Consider the following 17,077-nt stretch of genomic DNA (forward strand, 5'->3'; position numbering starts at 1 on the left):
GTTGTGATGAATAGTGATTTACTTATGCAAAAAAAAGCTAAAGAAAGTTAAATTTTGGCTTTATTTGATTACGGGGATTGAGAACCGCTTGCTTTATCAACGGTGATTGATTTATTTTGAACCCATACACGGATGGTATATTTGATCATTTTGCCCTATGTCTGTTTTTATTCGAAGCCTCATTTCATTGCTGATTGCACTATGTTTTATAAGCAATAGTTTTGCAATGGCGATCTCTATGAATGAAGCAGCTCAACCTGTAGAGCAAGTGATTTCAAATCATGCTGTCATATCTGATTGTGGTGTAGCCATGATGAGTAAGCATGATCACTTGGAAAGCAGTGATAAAATGGATACATCACATTGTCAAAAGAGTCTGTGTTGCTTAGGTGCTACATTTGAGCAAAGGTCTTCTTGCATTGAGCGAAGTCTACAATCAATTAAAGCAGCAAATTCAGCTTATGTGCATCAACTGACTTTAGGGATTTATCAGTTGCCTTATCGGCCTCCAAATCATGTCCTGTTTTTATAAATGTGAATTTCTTATTTTATTTAAAGGACATGATCATGTTTAACTTAAAAACTGTATTATTTTCAACGCTTTTATTGGCCACTACTGTACCCGCTTTTGCTGCAACTGATTGTTGCAAAGAACAAGAGGCCGCCAATAAAAAAGAGTGCTGTGAAAAAAAGATGAAATGTTGTGATGACAAAGACAAAGCTACTTCTCAGGAAGACCATAGCCGTCACGGGCATTAATTTTTAAGTCATGAAGCTATCCTTGGCAGAAGTTGAGGATAGCTGTTGAATCAAGATTATTTTAGTTTTTTAGTGGGTTTAAGCTCATTTACGGATAACACCAATAAAAAGGTCACTGGTGTAGCGAAGATCCACCAACTGATAAAGCCAATGGAACTGCCATATTCTAAACAAAGCAGGCTACCCGCACATAAAAAGCAGAGGTAAGCTACAACTCTCAAGATAGTTCGATAACGTATGAAAAGTTGCTGTTTTGCTTTGTTAATCTGTTTAGAACTACATTTATAGAGCAGCAGCATCCCGATGAAGATCAATACAAGGCTCAACAGAATCATGCTTTAACCTCTTGTTGCTTGGTTAACTTACTTTTGATTTTCTGAACGGATTTTTCTTGAATCGGTTGGATATTTCTAAAAATAAACACCGCAAATAGGGCACAGACCAATAAGAACAAATCAACTCGCAAGAAGAGCCAATAGCTGTGCAGATCCTGAATCAATTGATGCTGAATGAGGTACAGCGCGTTATAGAGTGGGAGAGTTACGGCAATGAGTCCAAAGACGGCGATTTGTGATTTCCATAAATATTGTTTTTTTGTCAATAAAGCGATAATAAAACTCAGTCCCCATACGCTGAAAAAAGTATAAATTTCATAGTTTGGCGTGGTGTCAGTGATATGTACAACCCGATTGGCAAATAGATAGCTTAGCATTGCCGTTGGAAGACCGACAAAGGCCGCAACATTTAGGCGATCCACCAAATAATAGCCAAAATGAAATTGATTGGATTTATTTTGAATTTGGCGCTTTAGGCTCCAGAGCAATAGTCCTGAGGCAATCATCAAACAACCTAAAATACCTGAGCAGAACAAAGCAAAGCGTAATATTGGCTGTGCAAAAGTTGCCATATGCAAGCCGTAAACACCTGCATTCAGCGTCGCAACCGCGCTTTCATTGCGGGTGTTGCCTAAGATTTTGCCCTGTCCATCAAAGGTGATTTGTGCCTGATTTAAGCTAATTGAACGATCTTCTAACTGTTTAAATGTAATGATTGCCTGATCTGTATTTGGATTTTTCACCTCAATGGATGCTAAGGCTTGATCTCCCCATTGTTGTTTTACTTTTTCTAATAGCGTGCCAATGGGTAACATCTCGGCTTTTTGAGGTTCTGTTTGGTGTACAGTATTTTTTTCAGTTGTTCGAATCTCAGTGAAATATTGAAAAGAATTTTCTGGATAGAGCTTTTGCATGCCCCAAGGCAAGTATAGATAGAAAAAAATCGCCAAACCCGTAAAGGTAATGGTTAGAAAAAAGGGCAGTGCCAAAACAGAAGAAACATTGTGAAAGTCTAGCCAGGAGCGCTGTGATTTAAAGGTTCTCAGGGTAAAAAAGTCGGTAAATATTTTCTTATGAGTAATGATGCCAGAGATCAAAGCGACCAACATAATGAATGCAGCGAGGCAGGCGATCAGCCGTCCAACCATGATGGGAACACCATAGAGCTGAAAATGGAAGTTATAAAAGAAATCACCACCTTGAGTCGCTGAGAGTTTAAACGCTTGTCCAGTATTGGCATCTAAACTTCTACTTTCATAACTGCCACTGACTTGTTGCCAATACACTCGGTTGACAGGTTCTTCATGATTGGCAATTTTGAAATACCATGATTTGGCATTTGCTGCATTTTTGTTTAAATAATCGGTTGCGGTACGAATCGCAATCTCTTGATTGATTTGATATTGAGCTAACTGTGGTTGCATCCATAAATTAAGTTGATGGCGGTAGTAGGAACTTGTACCCATCAAGAATATGGCAAATAAAAGCCAGCCAAAAATCAAACCTGTCCAAGCATGTAACCATGCCATTGATTGGCGAACACCTTTATTTTGCATTTTTAATTCAAACCTACAGATAAGCCAAACAATGCGCCTGTAACAATCAGGCTGGTTAAGCTGAGTTTTAGTAAAGAATGCACACAAAAACTCAGGATAATAAAAAACAAGTAAAAGAAAATTGAAATAAAGGCTGCAAGATAAATCGCTTCTGCTTTGTCTAAAACATAAATAAATAAGGATGTAAGCGCCAGACATAAGTACATCATCGACAAGTAGCCCATGACAAAGGTCAATACAAAGCGATAGAAAATGCTCAGTCGATAGACAAGCGGAATAGAAGCAGATTTAGCCATAAAGGGTCTTGAACTGGGAGAACAGGAAAATAAATCACATATGAAAATGATTCTTGTTTATGTTAAGCCTTCAATAACTCACAATCAATTATTCAACCATCGTAAATCTAGATAATATTTTTAATAATTAATGATGTATCAGATGAAATGATATTCACCAATCAAGAACAAATTGCATTGTTTGGCCTGATTCGATGTAAAATCATTCTGTTAGAATCATTTAAACATTTCTGTGGGGTGTGGATCTTGTCAAAGCAAAAACTAAAGATTGGTATCGTAGTGGGAGAAGTTTCTGGAGATACTCTAGGGGTGAAACTCATGCGCAGTTTTCGCGAACAAGGTATCGAGGCCGAATTTGAGGGAATTGGCGGTCCACAAATGATTGCAGAAGGATTTCATAGTTATTATCCGATGGAAATTCTATCAGTGATGGGAATTGTTGAAGTTCTTAAAGATTTAAAGAAGCTATTTGCAGTACGTGATGGTCTGGTTGAACGCTGGACTGAGCATCCCGTTGATATTTTTATTGGTATTGATGCGCCAGATTTTAATTTACGCCTCTCAAAAACTATTAAAGAAAAACAGTTACCGATTAAGACCGTACAATATGTCAGTCCATCAGTATGGGCTTGGCGTCAAGGTCGTGTCCATGGGATTAAACGCAGTATTGACTTGGTTCTGTGTTTATTTCCATTTGAAAAAACCTTTTATGAGAACTATGACGTTGCAGCTGCGTTTGTCGGGCATCCATTGGCCAAGCAACTGCCTTTAAAAAATCCAATTACTGAGGCCAAACATCAATTGGGTCTGTCTGCAAACAAAACCCATATCGCATTACTACCAGGTAGCCGTCGTGGTGAGATTGAGCGATTATTGCCCTTATTGACTGGCGCTGCAGAAATCTTGCACCGTAAACATCCTGATCTGGAGTTCTTAATCCCAGCAATTAATGATGCACGTAAACACCAGATTGAACAGGGTATTCAACACTTGGATGTCAGTTTAAAAGCAAAAATTCATGTTTTAGAAAATAGTGATGCGGAATCTAAAATTGGTCGTACAGTCATGAATGCCAGTGATATTGTGGCATTGGCATCGGGTACTGCGACACTGGAAGCGATGTTACTACATCGCCCAATGGTAACGTTCTATAAATTAAATTGGTTGACCTATCTGATTGCGAAATTCATGGTTAAAATCCCGTATTACTCCTTACCGAATATTATTGCGGGTAAGAAAGTGATTGAGGAACTGATTCAAGCCGATGCAACACCACAGCATTTAGCCACTGAAATTGAACGTTTAATGGATCACGAAACGGCACATATTCAAATGATGCAGCATTTAAGCATGCATAAGCAGCTGATTTCAGGAAATACTGAAGATCCAGTACAGGCGATTCTGAATTGCTTAAAAACGGGTTAAATAAAAAAGGTGGCGATTAAGCCACCTTTTTTATGCATATCATTCAGGCACGAAGGATTAGTTCATAACCTGTATATTTACGGATATTGATCACACCAATATCCATTAATAAATACTGACCTTTGATTCCTTGCAACACACCACGAATTTTTGGTGTTTTATCCAAATTCAGCGATTTAATCTTTTCAGGATAATGCTCAACTGGATAGATAAATTCACGTGGCGTTTCATCTTCCAAGAATTCCAAACTTTCGTTAAATTCAAGGTTCTGATTGAATTCTTCACGGATGCTTTGAATTTTCGGCGCAAATTCTTCCAGAATCTGATCGCGTTTTTCAATCAGATCTAATGGCTCAGCTTCACCTTTGAGCAGTTTACGCCAGTCGGTTTTATCTGCGATCTGCGTACCAATTAAAGTTTCCAGATGACCAGACAAACGACGTGAGCCAACTTTCATAATGGGTAAAGCTTGTGTTGCCCCTTGATCTAACCAACGGGTCGGCATATTGACGATACGGGTAATCCCGATCTTTAAGGCACTTGAGTTAGCTAAATATACAATATGCGGCTGGAAGCAGACATCATGTGCGAACTGGTCTTCACGACACGTTCCTAAGTGATAATGGCAGGTTTCAGGCTTCATGATACAGAGGTCACATTCAGCTTTAGTTTTAAAACATTTAAAACAATGACCTTGTGAATAAGACTTCGGTGTTTTTGCGCCGCAAGAGGTACAAAAAATATTACCGGTCCATTCAATCTCGATTTCTTGCCCTAAAACAAAGGGAAGGTCAGTTTCTGAACGATCTAATATAAATTTATATTCAACATTTGCCTTGCTTGTTGATTGATCAGTTACACTATGCGTTTTGAGCGCTGCATGCATTTTATGACAAATGCCTTGTAGTTCCATTAATAAACTCTCATCTTTTCAATCAAGGGTTGCAGTTATGGCTGAACAAAATGTCATCACTTCTATGCTAGACGATTTATCTCAAGAACAGCCCATTCATACTGCACTTTGTATCGGTCAGCAGATTGACCAAAATGCTTCAATTCAATGGCATTATTTTAACGTAACTGACTTTTTAAGTCTGCCATTTACGCAGCGTTATGATTTAGGTTTTGTATTATTTGATACCGAAGAAATGCAAAACATCACCGAAACACAAAAAGCACAGCTATTGGTGAAGTTAAGAGACCTGATGGCAAAGCGGATTGTGGTGGTTAGCAAGTTGGATGATGAAAAGTTACTACGTTCGCTTGGTTTTACTCAATTGATTGATAAAACTACGCATGACAATGATTTTGCTTTATGGCAATTCAATATTTTGACTTATAAGCATGTGCCTGATTGGTTTAATTCTAAATTTTGGGCGAATCCTGAGAATTGGGATAAATTCCGCTGGTAAAATAATCAGGCTGGGAAAGGTTGCAAGTTCTTGCAAAATTTAACAATTTAACTTTGTTTTGTGCTTTCAAAGCAGCGTATGCTTTTTGCATAAATAATTCCAAAGGAAAGTTTAAGTCATGACTGATTTAACCAACATTGTTGAAATTTTAGCAAAGCAAGCTTTAGGCGGTCAGCAGCAATCGGGTCAAGCTGGTGGTTTAGGTGGGATTTTAGGTTCTGTTCTTGGACAACTGGGTGGACAACAGCAAAATACCCAAGGCCAACAAGGTGGTTTAGGTGGGATATTAGGCTCTGTATTGGGACAATTGGGTGGGGCAAATAGCTCAACCCAAAGCAATACAACGGGTGGCAATACTGCACAAACTTTATTAATTGCAGTATTACCTTTGGTTTTGGCTTGGATTCAAAAACAAGGTGGTTTGCAAGGCGCATTGGATAAACTGAAAAATGCGGGTTTATCCAATCAAGTACAAAGTTGGGTTGATCCGCAACAACAAAATGCAGCAGATGTTCCAGCACAAAATATTCAAAGTTTGTTTGATGATCAGGATATTGAACAGGTTGCACAACAAACTCAGGCACCAAAACAGGCCATTTATGGCGCAATTGCCTCTGTTTTACCCCAAGTCATTGATTCTTTAACACCTCAAGGCAGCAGCACCAATCCTCAAGAAGCCAATCAAGATATTCAGCAAGTCTTGAATTTGGTGAGTGGCTTCCTTAAAAAGTAAAATATTTTTATGCAAAAAAGCCTGTTCATTTGAGCAGGCTTTTTTTTTAGACTAAGTATCGATCGCTACTCTGAAATAAATGATGTACTACATTTTAGCTTTAACTTTTCAGCGGTCGGTGCTGCTCTGTAAACGATGCTTGGTTCAGGGAATAGCTTGAGCAGTGAACTATACAGTAGTGCTGCAAGAAAGATACTGATGGGTAAACTTAGATCGAGCCCATTGAATAAATGCCCCCAAATACCAATAAACTGATCAGGTAAATGCACGAAACATAAGCCGATCACGGCACTTGGAATCCATGCGATGATGCCACGCCAATTCCAGCCATGGTGAAACCAATAAGCCCCACCTTTTAGACCATTTGCAAATACCTGTAAATCATCGTTTCTGTAATATCCGTTACGTTTGATAAATCCAATAATCATAATAATGATCCATGGGCTGGTGCATACTACAATTAGGGTGGCAAACGTCATGACGCTTTGAGTCAAGTTGGCTGCAAAACGGCCTATAAAAATAAATAGGATAGAGAGTAGGCCGACCCAGATCGTGGCTTTAACACGTGTCAGTGACTTTGGAAAAAGGCTCGACAAATCCAAACCCGTGCCATAAAGAGCCGTAGTTCCAGTAGATAGACCACCAATCAGTGCAATTAAACATAGCGGAATAAAATACCAAACAGGTGCAATCTGGATTAGCCCACCAATATAATTATTCTGTTGCATAAATGTCGGAACACTATTGGCAACAATACTGGCCGTCATGAGACCAAAGAGAAAAGGAATTAAAGTTGCGAGTTGCGAAACAAAAACTGCCGCCATAATCTTGTGGGATGCAGTTTCTTTTGGAATATAACGTGACCAACCACCTAAGAATGTACCAAAGGAAACGGGATTGCTGAATGCAATTAATGCTGCGCCCATGAACGCTGCCCAAAAGCCAGTATGCCCCAATTGAAGTTGTCCTGCATAGCTTGAATCAAATTGTGTGGAAAAAGCGAACATCCCTAAAAAGAATAATAGGCTGGAAGCGATCACTGCAATGCGATTGACCAGCAGCATAAAACGAAAGCCATAGATACAAATAATCAGTACCAGTAAGGCAAATCCACAATACACCAGTCCATACAGCCAATTACTTTGATATGAGCTTGCAAACAGTCGCTCGGTTGCACCAATCAGGGCATCACCAGAACTCCAAACGGAGAGGGAAAAGAAGGCAATGGCTGTCAGTAAGGATAAAAATGAACCAACAATTCTACCATGGACACCAAAATGGGCAGCCGAAGCAACGGCATTATTGGTTCCAGTTCGAGCGCCAAAAATGCCCATCGGTGCTAAAATACATCCACCCAATAAGACACCGCATAAGATTGCCCAGAATCCAGCCTGAAAAGACAGACCAAATACAATCGGGAAGCTGCCTAAGACACAGGTGGAAAACGTATTGGCGCCGCCAAAACTGAGGCGAAATAAATCAAATGGCGTTGCTGTCCGAGCATGCGCAGGGATTTCTTCGATACCATAACTTTCAATTGTTGTAATCTGTTTAGAACGATCTCTATGCATGATGAGCGACTCTCCATATTCATTCATGAATAACCCTAGGTTCTTTTTGTTAGTTATCCATTCAGCAGCTTGTTCGGGACTTGGTTGCTTTCGTATTGGTGGCTGAGCTGTTGTTGTCTTAATCGGGTAATGCCAGAAATTCCAATCAGAGATAACAGTGATAGGAAACTAAACAGAAAAGCTAAAGGGAGCCATTGGCCTGCATAATGTTGAGCCAACAAAGTTCCAATGATGGGTGTAGTGCCACTGGTGATTGCCGCAATCATTTGATAGGAAATGGAAATCCCTGAATAGCGGACATGTGCAGGAAACGCTTCAGCCATAAAACCTGCGACCACAGCATATAAAGATGACAAGGCAAGTACAGCCAAGGTGATACCTAACACGATGAAATAGATATTTTTAGTGCTGACCAACATAAACATGGGATAAGGAATGACGATGCAGAGGATTGCTGCCCAGAATAAAAAGCGATGTGCTCCAATTTTACTGGCATACCAAGCAGCAATAGGCATGGCTAAAAATTCAAATAGGGTGACCCAGAACAATGCATCTAATATCGTTGGTCGGCTGATACCCATATACTGCGTGACATAGCTAATCATAAAAGTATTGGTAAAAAAGAAACCCGCAGTGCCAATGGTGATGGCGAGACCCGCAAAGACCACTTGCGGCCAATAGTTTTTAAGTAATTCTTTGACAGGGTATTTGGCTATTTCTTGCTTGGCTTGCATCTGTTTGAACTCTGGGGATTCTTCAACGCCTAAGCGAATGGCAAGGCCGATCAGCATAAATACAAAACTGAGTAAAAAAGGCACACGCCAGCCCCAGCTCAGTAAGGCTTGTTCATCCAAAGACGTAATGCCTTTAAAGACTAAAAGACACAGAATCAAACCTGCTGGACTACCCATTTGCGCAAAAGAAGCAAAAAAGGTTTTTTTATGGGCAGGGGCATGTTCGCTGGCCATTAACACGGCACCGCCCCATTCACCACCGACAGATAAGCCTTGCAAAAAGCGCAGTCCAATCAGCAGAACAGGTGCCCAAATTCCGATATGATCATAACTGGGTATCAAGCCAATGCCTGTAGTCGCGAGTCCCATCAGTAGCATGGTAAACAGCAGCATTTTTTTGCGGCCTAATTTATCGCCTAAATGTCCGAAAATAACGGCAGCAATTGGTCTGGCAATAAAACCGACAGCAAAGGTTGCAAAAGCTGCCAATGTGCCAGTTACAGGATCAGTTTCAGGAAAAAATACCAAGCCGAGAACCAAGGCGGCAGCTGTTGCATAAACATAGAAGTCATAAAACTCAATAGTTGTACCTACGAAGGCTGCTGCCGCAGCCCGTTTTGATTGATCTTTTTTCATTCCGTATCGACCTATTCAAATCCATGTTTTTTCTTGTTTTATAGCGGGGAATTATTTTCGTATTTTCACTCCGGGAAGCACGCATAACATTTCATAGAGCAAATTTGCACCCAGTAATGAGGTGTTACCGGTAGTGTCGTAAGGCGGAGAAACTTCAACCAGATCACATCCGATCAGATCTAATCCCTGACAGCCACGAATAATCTCCATCGCTTGAATCGTGGTCAAACCACCAATTTCAGGTGTTCCTGTACCTGGTGCCCACGCTGGGTCAATCCCATCAATATCAAAAGATAAATATACAGGCCCACCACCGACTTGCGCTCTCACTTCCTGCATTAAGGGTGCAAGTGATTTATGCCAGCATTCTTCTGCTTGAACGACACGGAAGCCTTGACGGCGACTCCAGTTAAAATCATCTGCACTATAGCCTTGGGCGCGCAAACCGATTTGAACGACACGTTGACAATCCAGTAGACCTTCTTCGGCAGCACGTCGAAAAGTGGTGCCATGTGCAACTTTTTCGCCAAACATTTCGTCGTTGACGTCAGCATGTGCATCGATATGAACCAAACCTACAGGACCATGTTTTTTATGGATTGCACGTAGGATAGGCAGGGTCAGCGTATGATCCCCGCCGATAGTGAGTGGAATAATCGGATGTGCCAGTATGCGGTCATAATGCTCTTCAATAATGCGCACCGCTTCTGTCAAATTAAAGGTATTGATCGGGACATCACCAATATCAGCCACATTGAGTGAGTCAAACGGTGCTGCACCTGTTGCCATGTTATATGGACGAATCATGACGGATTCAGCACGGATTTGCCGAGGGCCGAAACGTGTCCCAGAGCGTAGGGAGGTCCCAATATCTAAAGGAATCCCAACAAAAGCGGCATCGAGTTCTGCCAGACCTGCGTCATTATCCACAACTGGTAGTCGTAACATAGAGGCAATACCACCAAAGCGTGGCATTTCATTTCCACCGAGCGGTTGATTTAACGTCTTGTTCATTTGTTTCTCCTTTTTTCTATTTATTGACCAACATTGAACAGGGTTAAATCCTATTTTTAAAAAACTTAGTTGTGATTTTTCTAAACTAAGTCTTATAGGAATGCTTTAAGATCGAATAATGCAGAGCGATATATGAGATGGAAGCCATGACGCATATGGATATCAAGTTGGTTCGAATTTTTGTCAGTGTTGTAAGAAGTCAGGGGTTTGCTAATGCTCAGCAAGAGCTGAATCTTTCTACTTCAGCCATTAGTACGTATATGACACAACTTGAGCAACTGGTTGGTTTTAAGCTATGTGAACGTGGACGTGGAGGTTTTTCTTTAACGCAAAAAGGAGAAATGTTCTTTCAAGAAGCCAAGCGTATATTGAATGAACTGGATAACTTTTCCAGACATACAGCACAGATCAAAGGTGAACTAACTGGAACCATTAAAATCGGCATGCTGGATTCTATGGTGACAGATCAAAATATTCCTTTAGATCAAATTATTCAGCAGTTTTCAGAGCAAAATCCGAATATTTATATCAAGTTGCAAGTACAATCCCCTTATGAGCTACAAACCGGGGTTTTGGAAAACCGTTTTGATGTGGCGATTGGTTGTTTTTTTCTAAAAATGAATGGGGTCATGTATCAGCCCTTACATAAAGAGCAACAATGGTTGTTTTGCAGTAATACCCATCCTTTGTATCTGCAGCAAGGTTTAACCGCAGAAAAAATTCGACGTGAAAAAATGGTGAGTCGTGGTTATTGGAGTCACACTGAATTGGCAAAGCAGGGCTTTAAGCATTCGTTTGCCACAGTTGACTCAATGGAAGCACAATTGATTCTTATTTTATCGGGGCAATATATCGGTTATTTACCCGAACACTTTGCACACTATTGGCTAGAGCAACAGCGTTTAAAGGTCTTATTACCCGCAACTTTTGGCTATGCAGCACCTTTTTCTCTTATTTTCAGACGGGGTCGAACCCAAGATCCTGTGATTCAGAATTTCCGTAAAATTATTAAAAACTTTTTTTGAAAAATCTCTTTTTTTTATAAAAATAAAAAAAAGGGCAGATTGCCCTTTTTCTATAAGTTTGGATATAACTTCAAATTAGAAGTTGTATTCCATACCTAAACCGATAACAGTTTTCTTGTTATCATCTTTTTGCCAATCGATTTTTTGCTGAGCAACAACCCCATAGAAGCGAGCTTGCTTGTTAATGTTGTAGTCTGCGCCTACGCCATATAGGTCATTTTTACGATCTTCACGGCCATCAACTTCAGTTTTAGCAGAGATATATTCTGCTTTTAACTTGATTGGTGTTTCAGGAATTACATATGCAGCCGTTACGCCAAATGCATTTTCTTTTAAGCCTTTATAAGAAACAGCAGCAGGTGCAGTGCCTACAACGACTGTATTATCAGTCGGCTTAGCTGTTTGCCATAATGCACCAAATACCAAGCCTTTAGCACCAACTGGTGTTAAATCTAATGAACCTGTTACACGCACCGCATCAGAGTAAATTTTACCACCAAGCTCTTTGTTATAAGCATTATATGTTGATGCTACACCACGGTTACCCGCAACAGCTGCCGCTAAACCGATGTCTTTGTTTTCATAGGTAAGAGATGTTGAGATACCATCACCAAAACCATCACGGCTACCTTTTTGACCTTTAGCATCATTTTTGATAGCTGAAGATTCTTCACCTTGTTGGAACATGATGTTGAATGCCAAGCCGCCTAATAATTTTTTGTCAGTTTCAAAGCCAACTACGTTACTTAAACGATCTTCACCGACTAGAACTTTGGTCATATCAAGTTCAGTGTGATCGTTATAAATGTCTTGGTTATTACCTGCGGCATTTTTAAGGTATGAATCATATTGACCTACTTTTAAAGTACCAATGCCATCTGATTTAATACCAACAAAACGGTTACGCATACCCCAATCTGTGTCTGAACCAGTACCGTCAGTTGCAACACCCCATTCTGCTAAATAAACTGCAGAAAGTTTATCAGTCAGTTTTTCTTCACCTTTCACACCAATACGAGAAGCGTTAGAGTTCACTTTTGTTACGCTTTCGTCTTTAAAACCATTTTTATCAATTTGATCCAAAGATACACTGAGCTTACCATACAATGTTGGTGCTGCTTGTGCTGCATTCATGGCTAAAGTTGCTACAGTAGCAGCAAGAAGCAATTTTTTCATTGAGATTTCTCCAAAACACTTTTTTGTAAATGGCTGATGCCTTAGTTACTGTTATAAGCTTGCTTGTGTACATAAAGTTACACAGCTCACTGACTTGTATGCAGTATCGGTAAACTTTGTGACAGAGAAGTGAAAGAAAAATGACAGTTTGATGACGATTCACATTTGGTAATAAATATATTTCTTGTTATTTTTTATGTAATTATAAAAATAAAAAACGGAGTCACTACTCCGTTGTTTTGTTCAAAGCATGACTTAAAGTGCGGCTTTGATCTTTTCAGCAAGCGCCTGAATTTTCTCTTGATCGCCCATTTTTGCTGCATGACGACCAAGTTCATGAACTGAGCTTGGGATCAAATGAAAATGTACATGGGGAACCGTTTGTCCAGCCGCTGCACCTGAAAGCTGCATGAGAACAATACCTTTTGCATCTAAAGCTGTTTCCATTGCCTGAGCAATCTTCTGCACGATTTGGATGGTATACGCCGCTGCATCAGCAGGTAAATCGAGTAAAGTAACAGCAGGCGTCTTTGGAATCACTAAAGCATGACCATCTGCTTGGGGCATGATATCCATAAATGCGAGTACCTGATCATCTTCATAAATTTTGATTGCAGGTAGTTCACCACGAAGGATTCGTGCAAAAATATTTTGGTCATCGTATGCCATAATTCATCCTTTAAATGGAGCGTATTCTTTAACAACTGACAATTTCACTCTCTTGGAAGAGAGTGAATAGGGAAGCTTAATACTTCAGAAAGCTTTCTTTATTTGCAATTAAGCTCTTTTTGACGTGCTTTGATTTCATCAAGACGTTGTTGCTCTTTGTCAGAGAACTTTGGCTTTGTGGTATGGCAATTTTCATTACCAAACTTTGCCTTAGCATCTGCATCTTTGAAACAGAATCCTTTAGAAGCATAGATCAGGTTATAGTCATCCTGTAACTTTTTACATTCTTGTTCTGGTGTTGCAGCTTGTGCACTAAAACCAGTTAGGGTCATTAAGCCAGCAAAAACTGCAACCATTAACTTATTCATGAGGCGTTCCTCTAATTAAAAAAGTATAAATCAAAGCTGTAGATATAGGGCATTTGATCGCTACGTATATACCAATATAAGGTTTATTAATGAAATTTCAATGAAACTGTATGGTAGGAGTGTAATTTTACTCCATAATTCATCCATATAATATTGAAAAACCTTATATATCAAATACTTTTTTATAATTTTATATAAAACAAATAATTATAAGTGATTTTCTTTTGTATTATTTGACTTGGTTTTACACTATATTGCTCTTTTTTAACATTTATTTATGCCTTAATTTCACTCATATGCATTTTAACAAATTAAATTGTAAATGGTGCTATGGACTGTATTTTGTCGAGTTTCGGAATTAACAATCCCAAATATCAACGTTGTTTGGGATCATAGAGTTCGATTGACTATGGATTTATCTAAATCAACTTGAATACTTATTGATTAACGCTTCAGCCTTTGAGGGGAAAGCCGCTAGAAAATAAGATAGGCCAAGAAATGCTTAATCCTGTAAGACCATTAGAGCGAATCCTTGCACAAAAGGATTTTTTGTTTTTTGATTGCGAGAAACTTAAACTATATTTATAGTTATTTGAAATTTATATAATTTTAATAAAAACCCACGACGAATCAAACAAGATGCTAAAAAACATTAAAAACAACTTTCCGATTTTTATACTGATCATCATTGTAGTTGCTGGGTTAGGCTATCCCTTTTATTCAGGTCAGTGGATTATGGCGCCTAGACTCAGTGAGATTGATACTCAGTGCTATGGGGTTGATGTACCTGAACGCATTAAGCATAACGATGTCCTGCACTTTTGTTCGTGTATTCATACCGTTGGAATTGAAAACAAAGAAGAGAAATATAAGTACTGTATGAATCAGTCATCTCTTGAGAACCAAGCTTCCTGACATGGTAATTGTTATTCAGCAAGAAAAAATAAAGCTTTGTTCTACGTTCTAATTTGTATGACCTGTAGGCCTATTGTGTAGCTGAGCTTTAAAATTTTATCAAAATAAGCATAATTTTGTTGATTCACGTCACACTTTTATCTATATTTAGCCTGTTGTTTGATAATAACTAAACAACAATAACCTTCGTTCAGCGCAAAAGAATTAAGGGGAAGCCCACTCATTAGAGTGGGCTTTTTAATTGTGTACAATAGATGAAAAATACCAGCTAAATTCCACATATATCGGTAGTTTTTTATTTTTATATGTGACAAAGGATGATCAATTTGCTATAAGAAAGCCCTAATTTATAACAAGTGGTAAATTCATGAAAAAATTGGTATTTATAGGGTTTTTAGGGTTGAGTTTGACTGGATGCGGTGGTGGTAGTGACTCCACTTATGTACCAATAGATAAAGATAATAATGGTAATGGCGGTTCTCATAATGCTGAAATCCAAGGTGTTTATTCTGGTTCGACGAGTCAGGGCCAAAGTGTTACTGGAATTATTGAAAAGAACAATAAATTTTGGTTTTTATATACACCACCATACCAGAACGTAGTCTCAGGTTTTATGAGTGGCGATTTAAAAGTGACAGGTAAAGTAGCACAAACGACCAATGGTAAAGACTACTATTTTGCTGGAGCAACCAGTTCTAATACCTCAATTATGGCCAATGCTGAAACTAAAAAAAGTCTAAATGGAACGATCGCTTATTCGGGAATGAATCAAGTAACTTTTAATACTACATATGATGCAAGCTTGAGCGAATCTTCAGCGAAGCTATCTGATATCGTTGGTACTTATAATGGTACTTCGGCAATTGTACAGGGTGTAGAAAAAGCTACTGTTTCGATCACGAGTAATGGTGAGATTTCTGGACGTGGAATAAGTGGCTGTACCTTTACCGGTAAGGCAACAACCATTCCTGGTGCTGCGTATTTTAAATTGGATTTATTATTTGGATATTCTCAATGTTATATGGCAGGTCAGGCCGTAAGCGGAATTATCTACTATAATAAAACCAATAGGGCATTCTATGCCGCGGCTGAAAACAGTAGTAGACAAAATGCTGTACTATTTCTAGCGACCAAATAATTTTGCTTATTATTGAGTATAAAAGACCATCTATGCAGATGGTCTTTTAATTAGGGGGATAAACATTTCACTTATTCAGAATTGGTTTGTAGTCACTTTCATCAGTACTACACCGAATATGATGGATGCTGCTGCTAAAAGGCGTAAAAATCCCATGGGTTCATGTAAGAAGAAAATCCCAATCAGAAATGCACCGACAGCGCCAATTCCCACCCAAATCGTATAGGCAGTGCCCAAAGGGAGTGTTTTCATCGCAACGGCTAATAGACCGAAGCTTAAAATCATAAAAACAATCGTAATGATGCTAGGCGTAAGCTTGGTAAAACCGTCGGACATTTTCATGGAATATGCCCATACAATTTCAAAAATACCAGCTAAAATTAGATAAGCCCAAGCCATTTCGACACCTCATTTTATTAATATTTTAGGTCGTCCTAAAGCTTGAAATTTGAATAAAGAGGTCGTCCTCTTCGTTAGATATATAAGCACTGTTAAGCAGTTAGTTCAATTTCTTTTTGTTAAATTTTATTCCAGTTGGTAAAAAGGTACCTTTAAGACAGATACCTTTTTAGATCATTATCATGAATAAAAAGCTCATTCATTACGAAACATAAGCTTTTACATCATATTCAGGCTCTCCAGCCAAAACAGAAACAAATTTCTCGACAGTTTCGGCTGTTAGCAGATAAGGGTTAAATTCTTCTAAATGGTATTTCATGAAAAAATCTGAAATGTTCTGATTAACAGGTGAGAACTTCATCGACCATTGTGAAAAAAATTGATTCTCGCATTCAGTGTAATAGAGAATTTCACAATTGATATGTCGTTCATCTTTCACAATTTTGTTATAAAATAAATCATCAACGATGTTCTTTTGACCTTCTAAACATTGTACAAAATAGCCGTGACCATAATATAAAACACCTCTGATATCATTACAATAATTAAAATCTACAGCCTCATCGAGGATCTTAATCAAATCTGTTTTTAAGTTTGAGTCAATATTCTTAATTTTGCTTACGTATAAAAGTCTGACAGACTTCATCAGTTTTGCTCATTTTTAAGGTTGAATTCTTGTTATATAGAAAAAACAAAAGCTTGTATACTTGAGTCTGTAACTGGAACTTCAGCTTTCGTAAATAATGCTCTTTTAACAACCTGTTAAAGTATAAAAATAGAAAAGCAGTTAATCATTATTTTTCACATTTGGAATGTGATGTTGCTGTAAATCTTTTACTTAAATTTTAGCGCTACTTTTTGATCAAACATTATCCTATTATGTGAACTTATAGGATGCTATCTACATGGAATTATT

General features: G+C 38.7%; 20 protein-coding genes. 8 read left to right on the plus strand and 12 right to left on the minus strand.

Annotated features, from left to right (window positions below):
* Nucleotides 1-157: 157 nt before the first annotated feature.
* Both F895_RS09320 and F895_RS09315 read left to right on the plus strand, forming a co-directional pair.
* A complete protein-coding gene (locus F895_RS09320) occupies nucleotides 158-532 on the plus strand; it encodes a hypothetical protein (protein WP_005241408.1) in 375 nt (124 codons plus the stop codon).
* 35 nt (nucleotides 533-567) lie between these two features.
* Nucleotides 568-759: a hypothetical protein gene (locus F895_RS09315; protein ID WP_005241410.1), complete on the plus strand. Its 192-nt coding sequence runs from the start codon at nucleotides 568-570 to the stop codon at nucleotides 757-759.
* A 56-nt stretch (nucleotides 760-815) separates the two neighbouring features.
* On the opposite strand, the gene F895_RS20275 is transcribed toward F895_RS09315, so the two are convergent.
* Genes F895_RS20275 through F895_RS09300 form a run of 3 tightly spaced genes read right to left on the minus strand, consistent with a single transcriptional unit; the run spans nucleotide 816 to nucleotide 2,946 of the window.
* Nucleotides 816-1,094, minus strand: a complete 279-nt coding sequence (locus tag F895_RS20275; RefSeq protein WP_005241411.1) for a hypothetical protein — start codon at nucleotides 1,092-1,094, stop codon at nucleotides 816-818.
* Nucleotides 1,091-2,650 (minus strand): PepSY-associated TM helix domain-containing protein, encoded by a 1,560-nt coding sequence (locus F895_RS09305; RefSeq protein ID WP_005241416.1) that lies wholly within the window; start codon nucleotides 2,648-2,650, stop codon nucleotides 1,091-1,093. Before F895_RS09305 ends, F895_RS20275 begins: the two co-directional genes overlap by 4 nt.
* Before the next feature lie 2 nt (nucleotides 2,651-2,652).
* Entirely contained in the window at nucleotides 2,653-2,946 is a 294-nt protein-coding gene (locus tag F895_RS09300) for a hypothetical protein (protein WP_005241418.1), read from the minus strand.
* Between the two features lie 246 nt (nucleotides 2,947-3,192).
* On the opposite strand from F895_RS09300, the gene lpxB reads away from it, so the two are divergent.
* Nucleotides 3,193-4,371, plus strand: a complete 1,179-nt coding sequence (gene lpxB, locus F895_RS09295) for a lipid-A-disaccharide synthase (protein ID WP_010589744.1) — start codon at nucleotides 3,193-3,195, stop codon at nucleotides 4,369-4,371.
* A gap of 43 nt (nucleotides 4,372-4,414) precedes the next feature.
* Here lpxB and F895_RS09290 read toward each other — a convergent pair whose 3' ends face one another.
* Complete coding sequence (locus tag F895_RS09290; protein ID WP_005241422.1) at nucleotides 4,415-5,284, minus strand: DUF2797 domain-containing protein; 870 nt, start codon at nucleotides 5,282-5,284, stop codon at nucleotides 4,415-4,417.
* Between the two features lie 37 nt (nucleotides 5,285-5,321).
* On the opposite strand from F895_RS09290, the gene F895_RS09285 reads away from it, so the two are divergent.
* Nucleotides 5,322-5,783, plus strand: coding sequence for a DUF6231 family protein (locus F895_RS09285; RefSeq protein WP_005241424.1), 462 nt, complete (start codon nucleotides 5,322-5,324; stop codon nucleotides 5,781-5,783).
* Between the two features lie 118 nt (nucleotides 5,784-5,901).
* Entirely contained in the window at nucleotides 5,902-6,516 is a 615-nt protein-coding gene (locus F895_RS09280) for a YidB family protein (RefSeq protein WP_005241428.1), read from the plus strand.
* Nucleotides 6,517-6,581: 65 nt separating this feature from the next.
* Here F895_RS09280 and F895_RS09275 read toward each other — a convergent pair whose 3' ends face one another.
* From F895_RS09275 to speB, 3 genes are read right to left on the minus strand one after another with little or no spacing between them, the layout of a single operon-like run.
* Nucleotides 6,582-8,087 (minus strand): purine-cytosine permease family protein, encoded by a 1,506-nt coding sequence (locus F895_RS09275; protein WP_010589743.1) that lies wholly within the window; start codon nucleotides 8,085-8,087, stop codon nucleotides 6,582-6,584.
* Nucleotides 8,088-8,140: 53 nt separating this feature from the next.
* Nucleotides 8,141-9,457, minus strand: coding sequence for an MFS transporter (locus tag F895_RS09270; RefSeq protein ID WP_005241435.1), 1,317 nt, complete (start codon nucleotides 9,455-9,457; stop codon nucleotides 8,141-8,143).
* A gap of 51 nt (nucleotides 9,458-9,508) precedes the next feature.
* A complete protein-coding gene (speB, locus tag F895_RS09265) occupies nucleotides 9,509-10,471 on the minus strand; it encodes an agmatinase (RefSeq protein ID WP_005241436.1) in 963 nt (320 codons plus the stop codon).
* Nucleotides 10,472-10,617: 146 nt separating this feature from the next.
* On the opposite strand from speB, the gene F895_RS09260 reads away from it, so the two are divergent.
* On the plus strand, nucleotides 10,618-11,496 hold the full coding sequence (locus F895_RS09260; RefSeq protein ID WP_005241438.1) for a LysR family transcriptional regulator: 879 nt from the start codon (nucleotides 10,618-10,620) through the stop codon (nucleotides 11,494-11,496).
* A 75-nt stretch (nucleotides 11,497-11,571) separates the two neighbouring features.
* Here F895_RS09260 and F895_RS09255 read toward each other — a convergent pair whose 3' ends face one another.
* From F895_RS09255 to F895_RS09245, 3 genes are all read right to left on the minus strand, one after another.
* A complete protein-coding gene (locus F895_RS09255; RefSeq protein WP_005241439.1) occupies nucleotides 11,572-12,672 on the minus strand; it encodes a porin in 1,101 nt (366 codons plus the stop codon).
* Nucleotides 12,673-12,927: 255 nt separating this feature from the next.
* Nucleotides 12,928-13,341 carry an HIT family protein gene (locus F895_RS09250; RefSeq protein WP_005241441.1) on the minus strand — a complete coding sequence of 138 codons (414 nt, stop codon included), beginning with the start codon at nucleotides 13,339-13,341 and terminating at the stop codon, nucleotides 12,928-12,930.
* A 98-nt stretch (nucleotides 13,342-13,439) separates the two neighbouring features.
* Nucleotides 13,440-13,709: a YARHG domain-containing protein gene (locus F895_RS09245; RefSeq protein ID WP_005241443.1), complete on the minus strand. Its 270-nt coding sequence runs from the start codon at nucleotides 13,707-13,709 to the stop codon at nucleotides 13,440-13,442.
* Between the two features lie 639 nt (nucleotides 13,710-14,348).
* Here F895_RS09245 and F895_RS20435 point away from each other — a divergent pair.
* Nucleotides 14,349-14,624 carry a hypothetical protein gene (locus F895_RS20435; protein ID WP_005241445.1) on the plus strand — a complete coding sequence of 92 codons (276 nt, stop codon included), beginning with the start codon at nucleotides 14,349-14,351 and terminating at the stop codon, nucleotides 14,622-14,624.
* A 367-nt stretch (nucleotides 14,625-14,991) separates the two neighbouring features.
* A complete protein-coding gene (locus F895_RS09235; protein WP_005241447.1) occupies nucleotides 14,992-15,762 on the plus strand; it encodes a hypothetical protein in 771 nt (256 codons plus the stop codon).
* A gap of 75 nt (nucleotides 15,763-15,837) precedes the next feature.
* On the opposite strand, the gene F895_RS09230 is transcribed toward F895_RS09235, so the two are convergent.
* The gene (locus F895_RS09230) at nucleotides 15,838-16,161 is read right to left on the minus strand and encodes a DMT family transporter (protein WP_005241449.1); all 324 of its coding nucleotides are present in this window, start codon (nucleotides 16,159-16,161) and stop codon (nucleotides 15,838-15,840) included.
* Nucleotides 16,162-16,363: 202 nt separating this feature from the next.
* Complete coding sequence (locus tag F895_RS09225; RefSeq protein WP_005241451.1) at nucleotides 16,364-16,807, minus strand: BLUF domain-containing protein; 444 nt, start codon at nucleotides 16,805-16,807, stop codon at nucleotides 16,364-16,366.
* Nucleotides 16,808-17,077 lie beyond the last annotated feature (270 nt).

Source organism: Acinetobacter sp. CIP 64.2 (assembly GCF_000369645.1).
In the GTDB taxonomy this organism is placed as follows: domain Bacteria; phylum Pseudomonadota; class Gammaproteobacteria; order Pseudomonadales; family Moraxellaceae; genus Acinetobacter.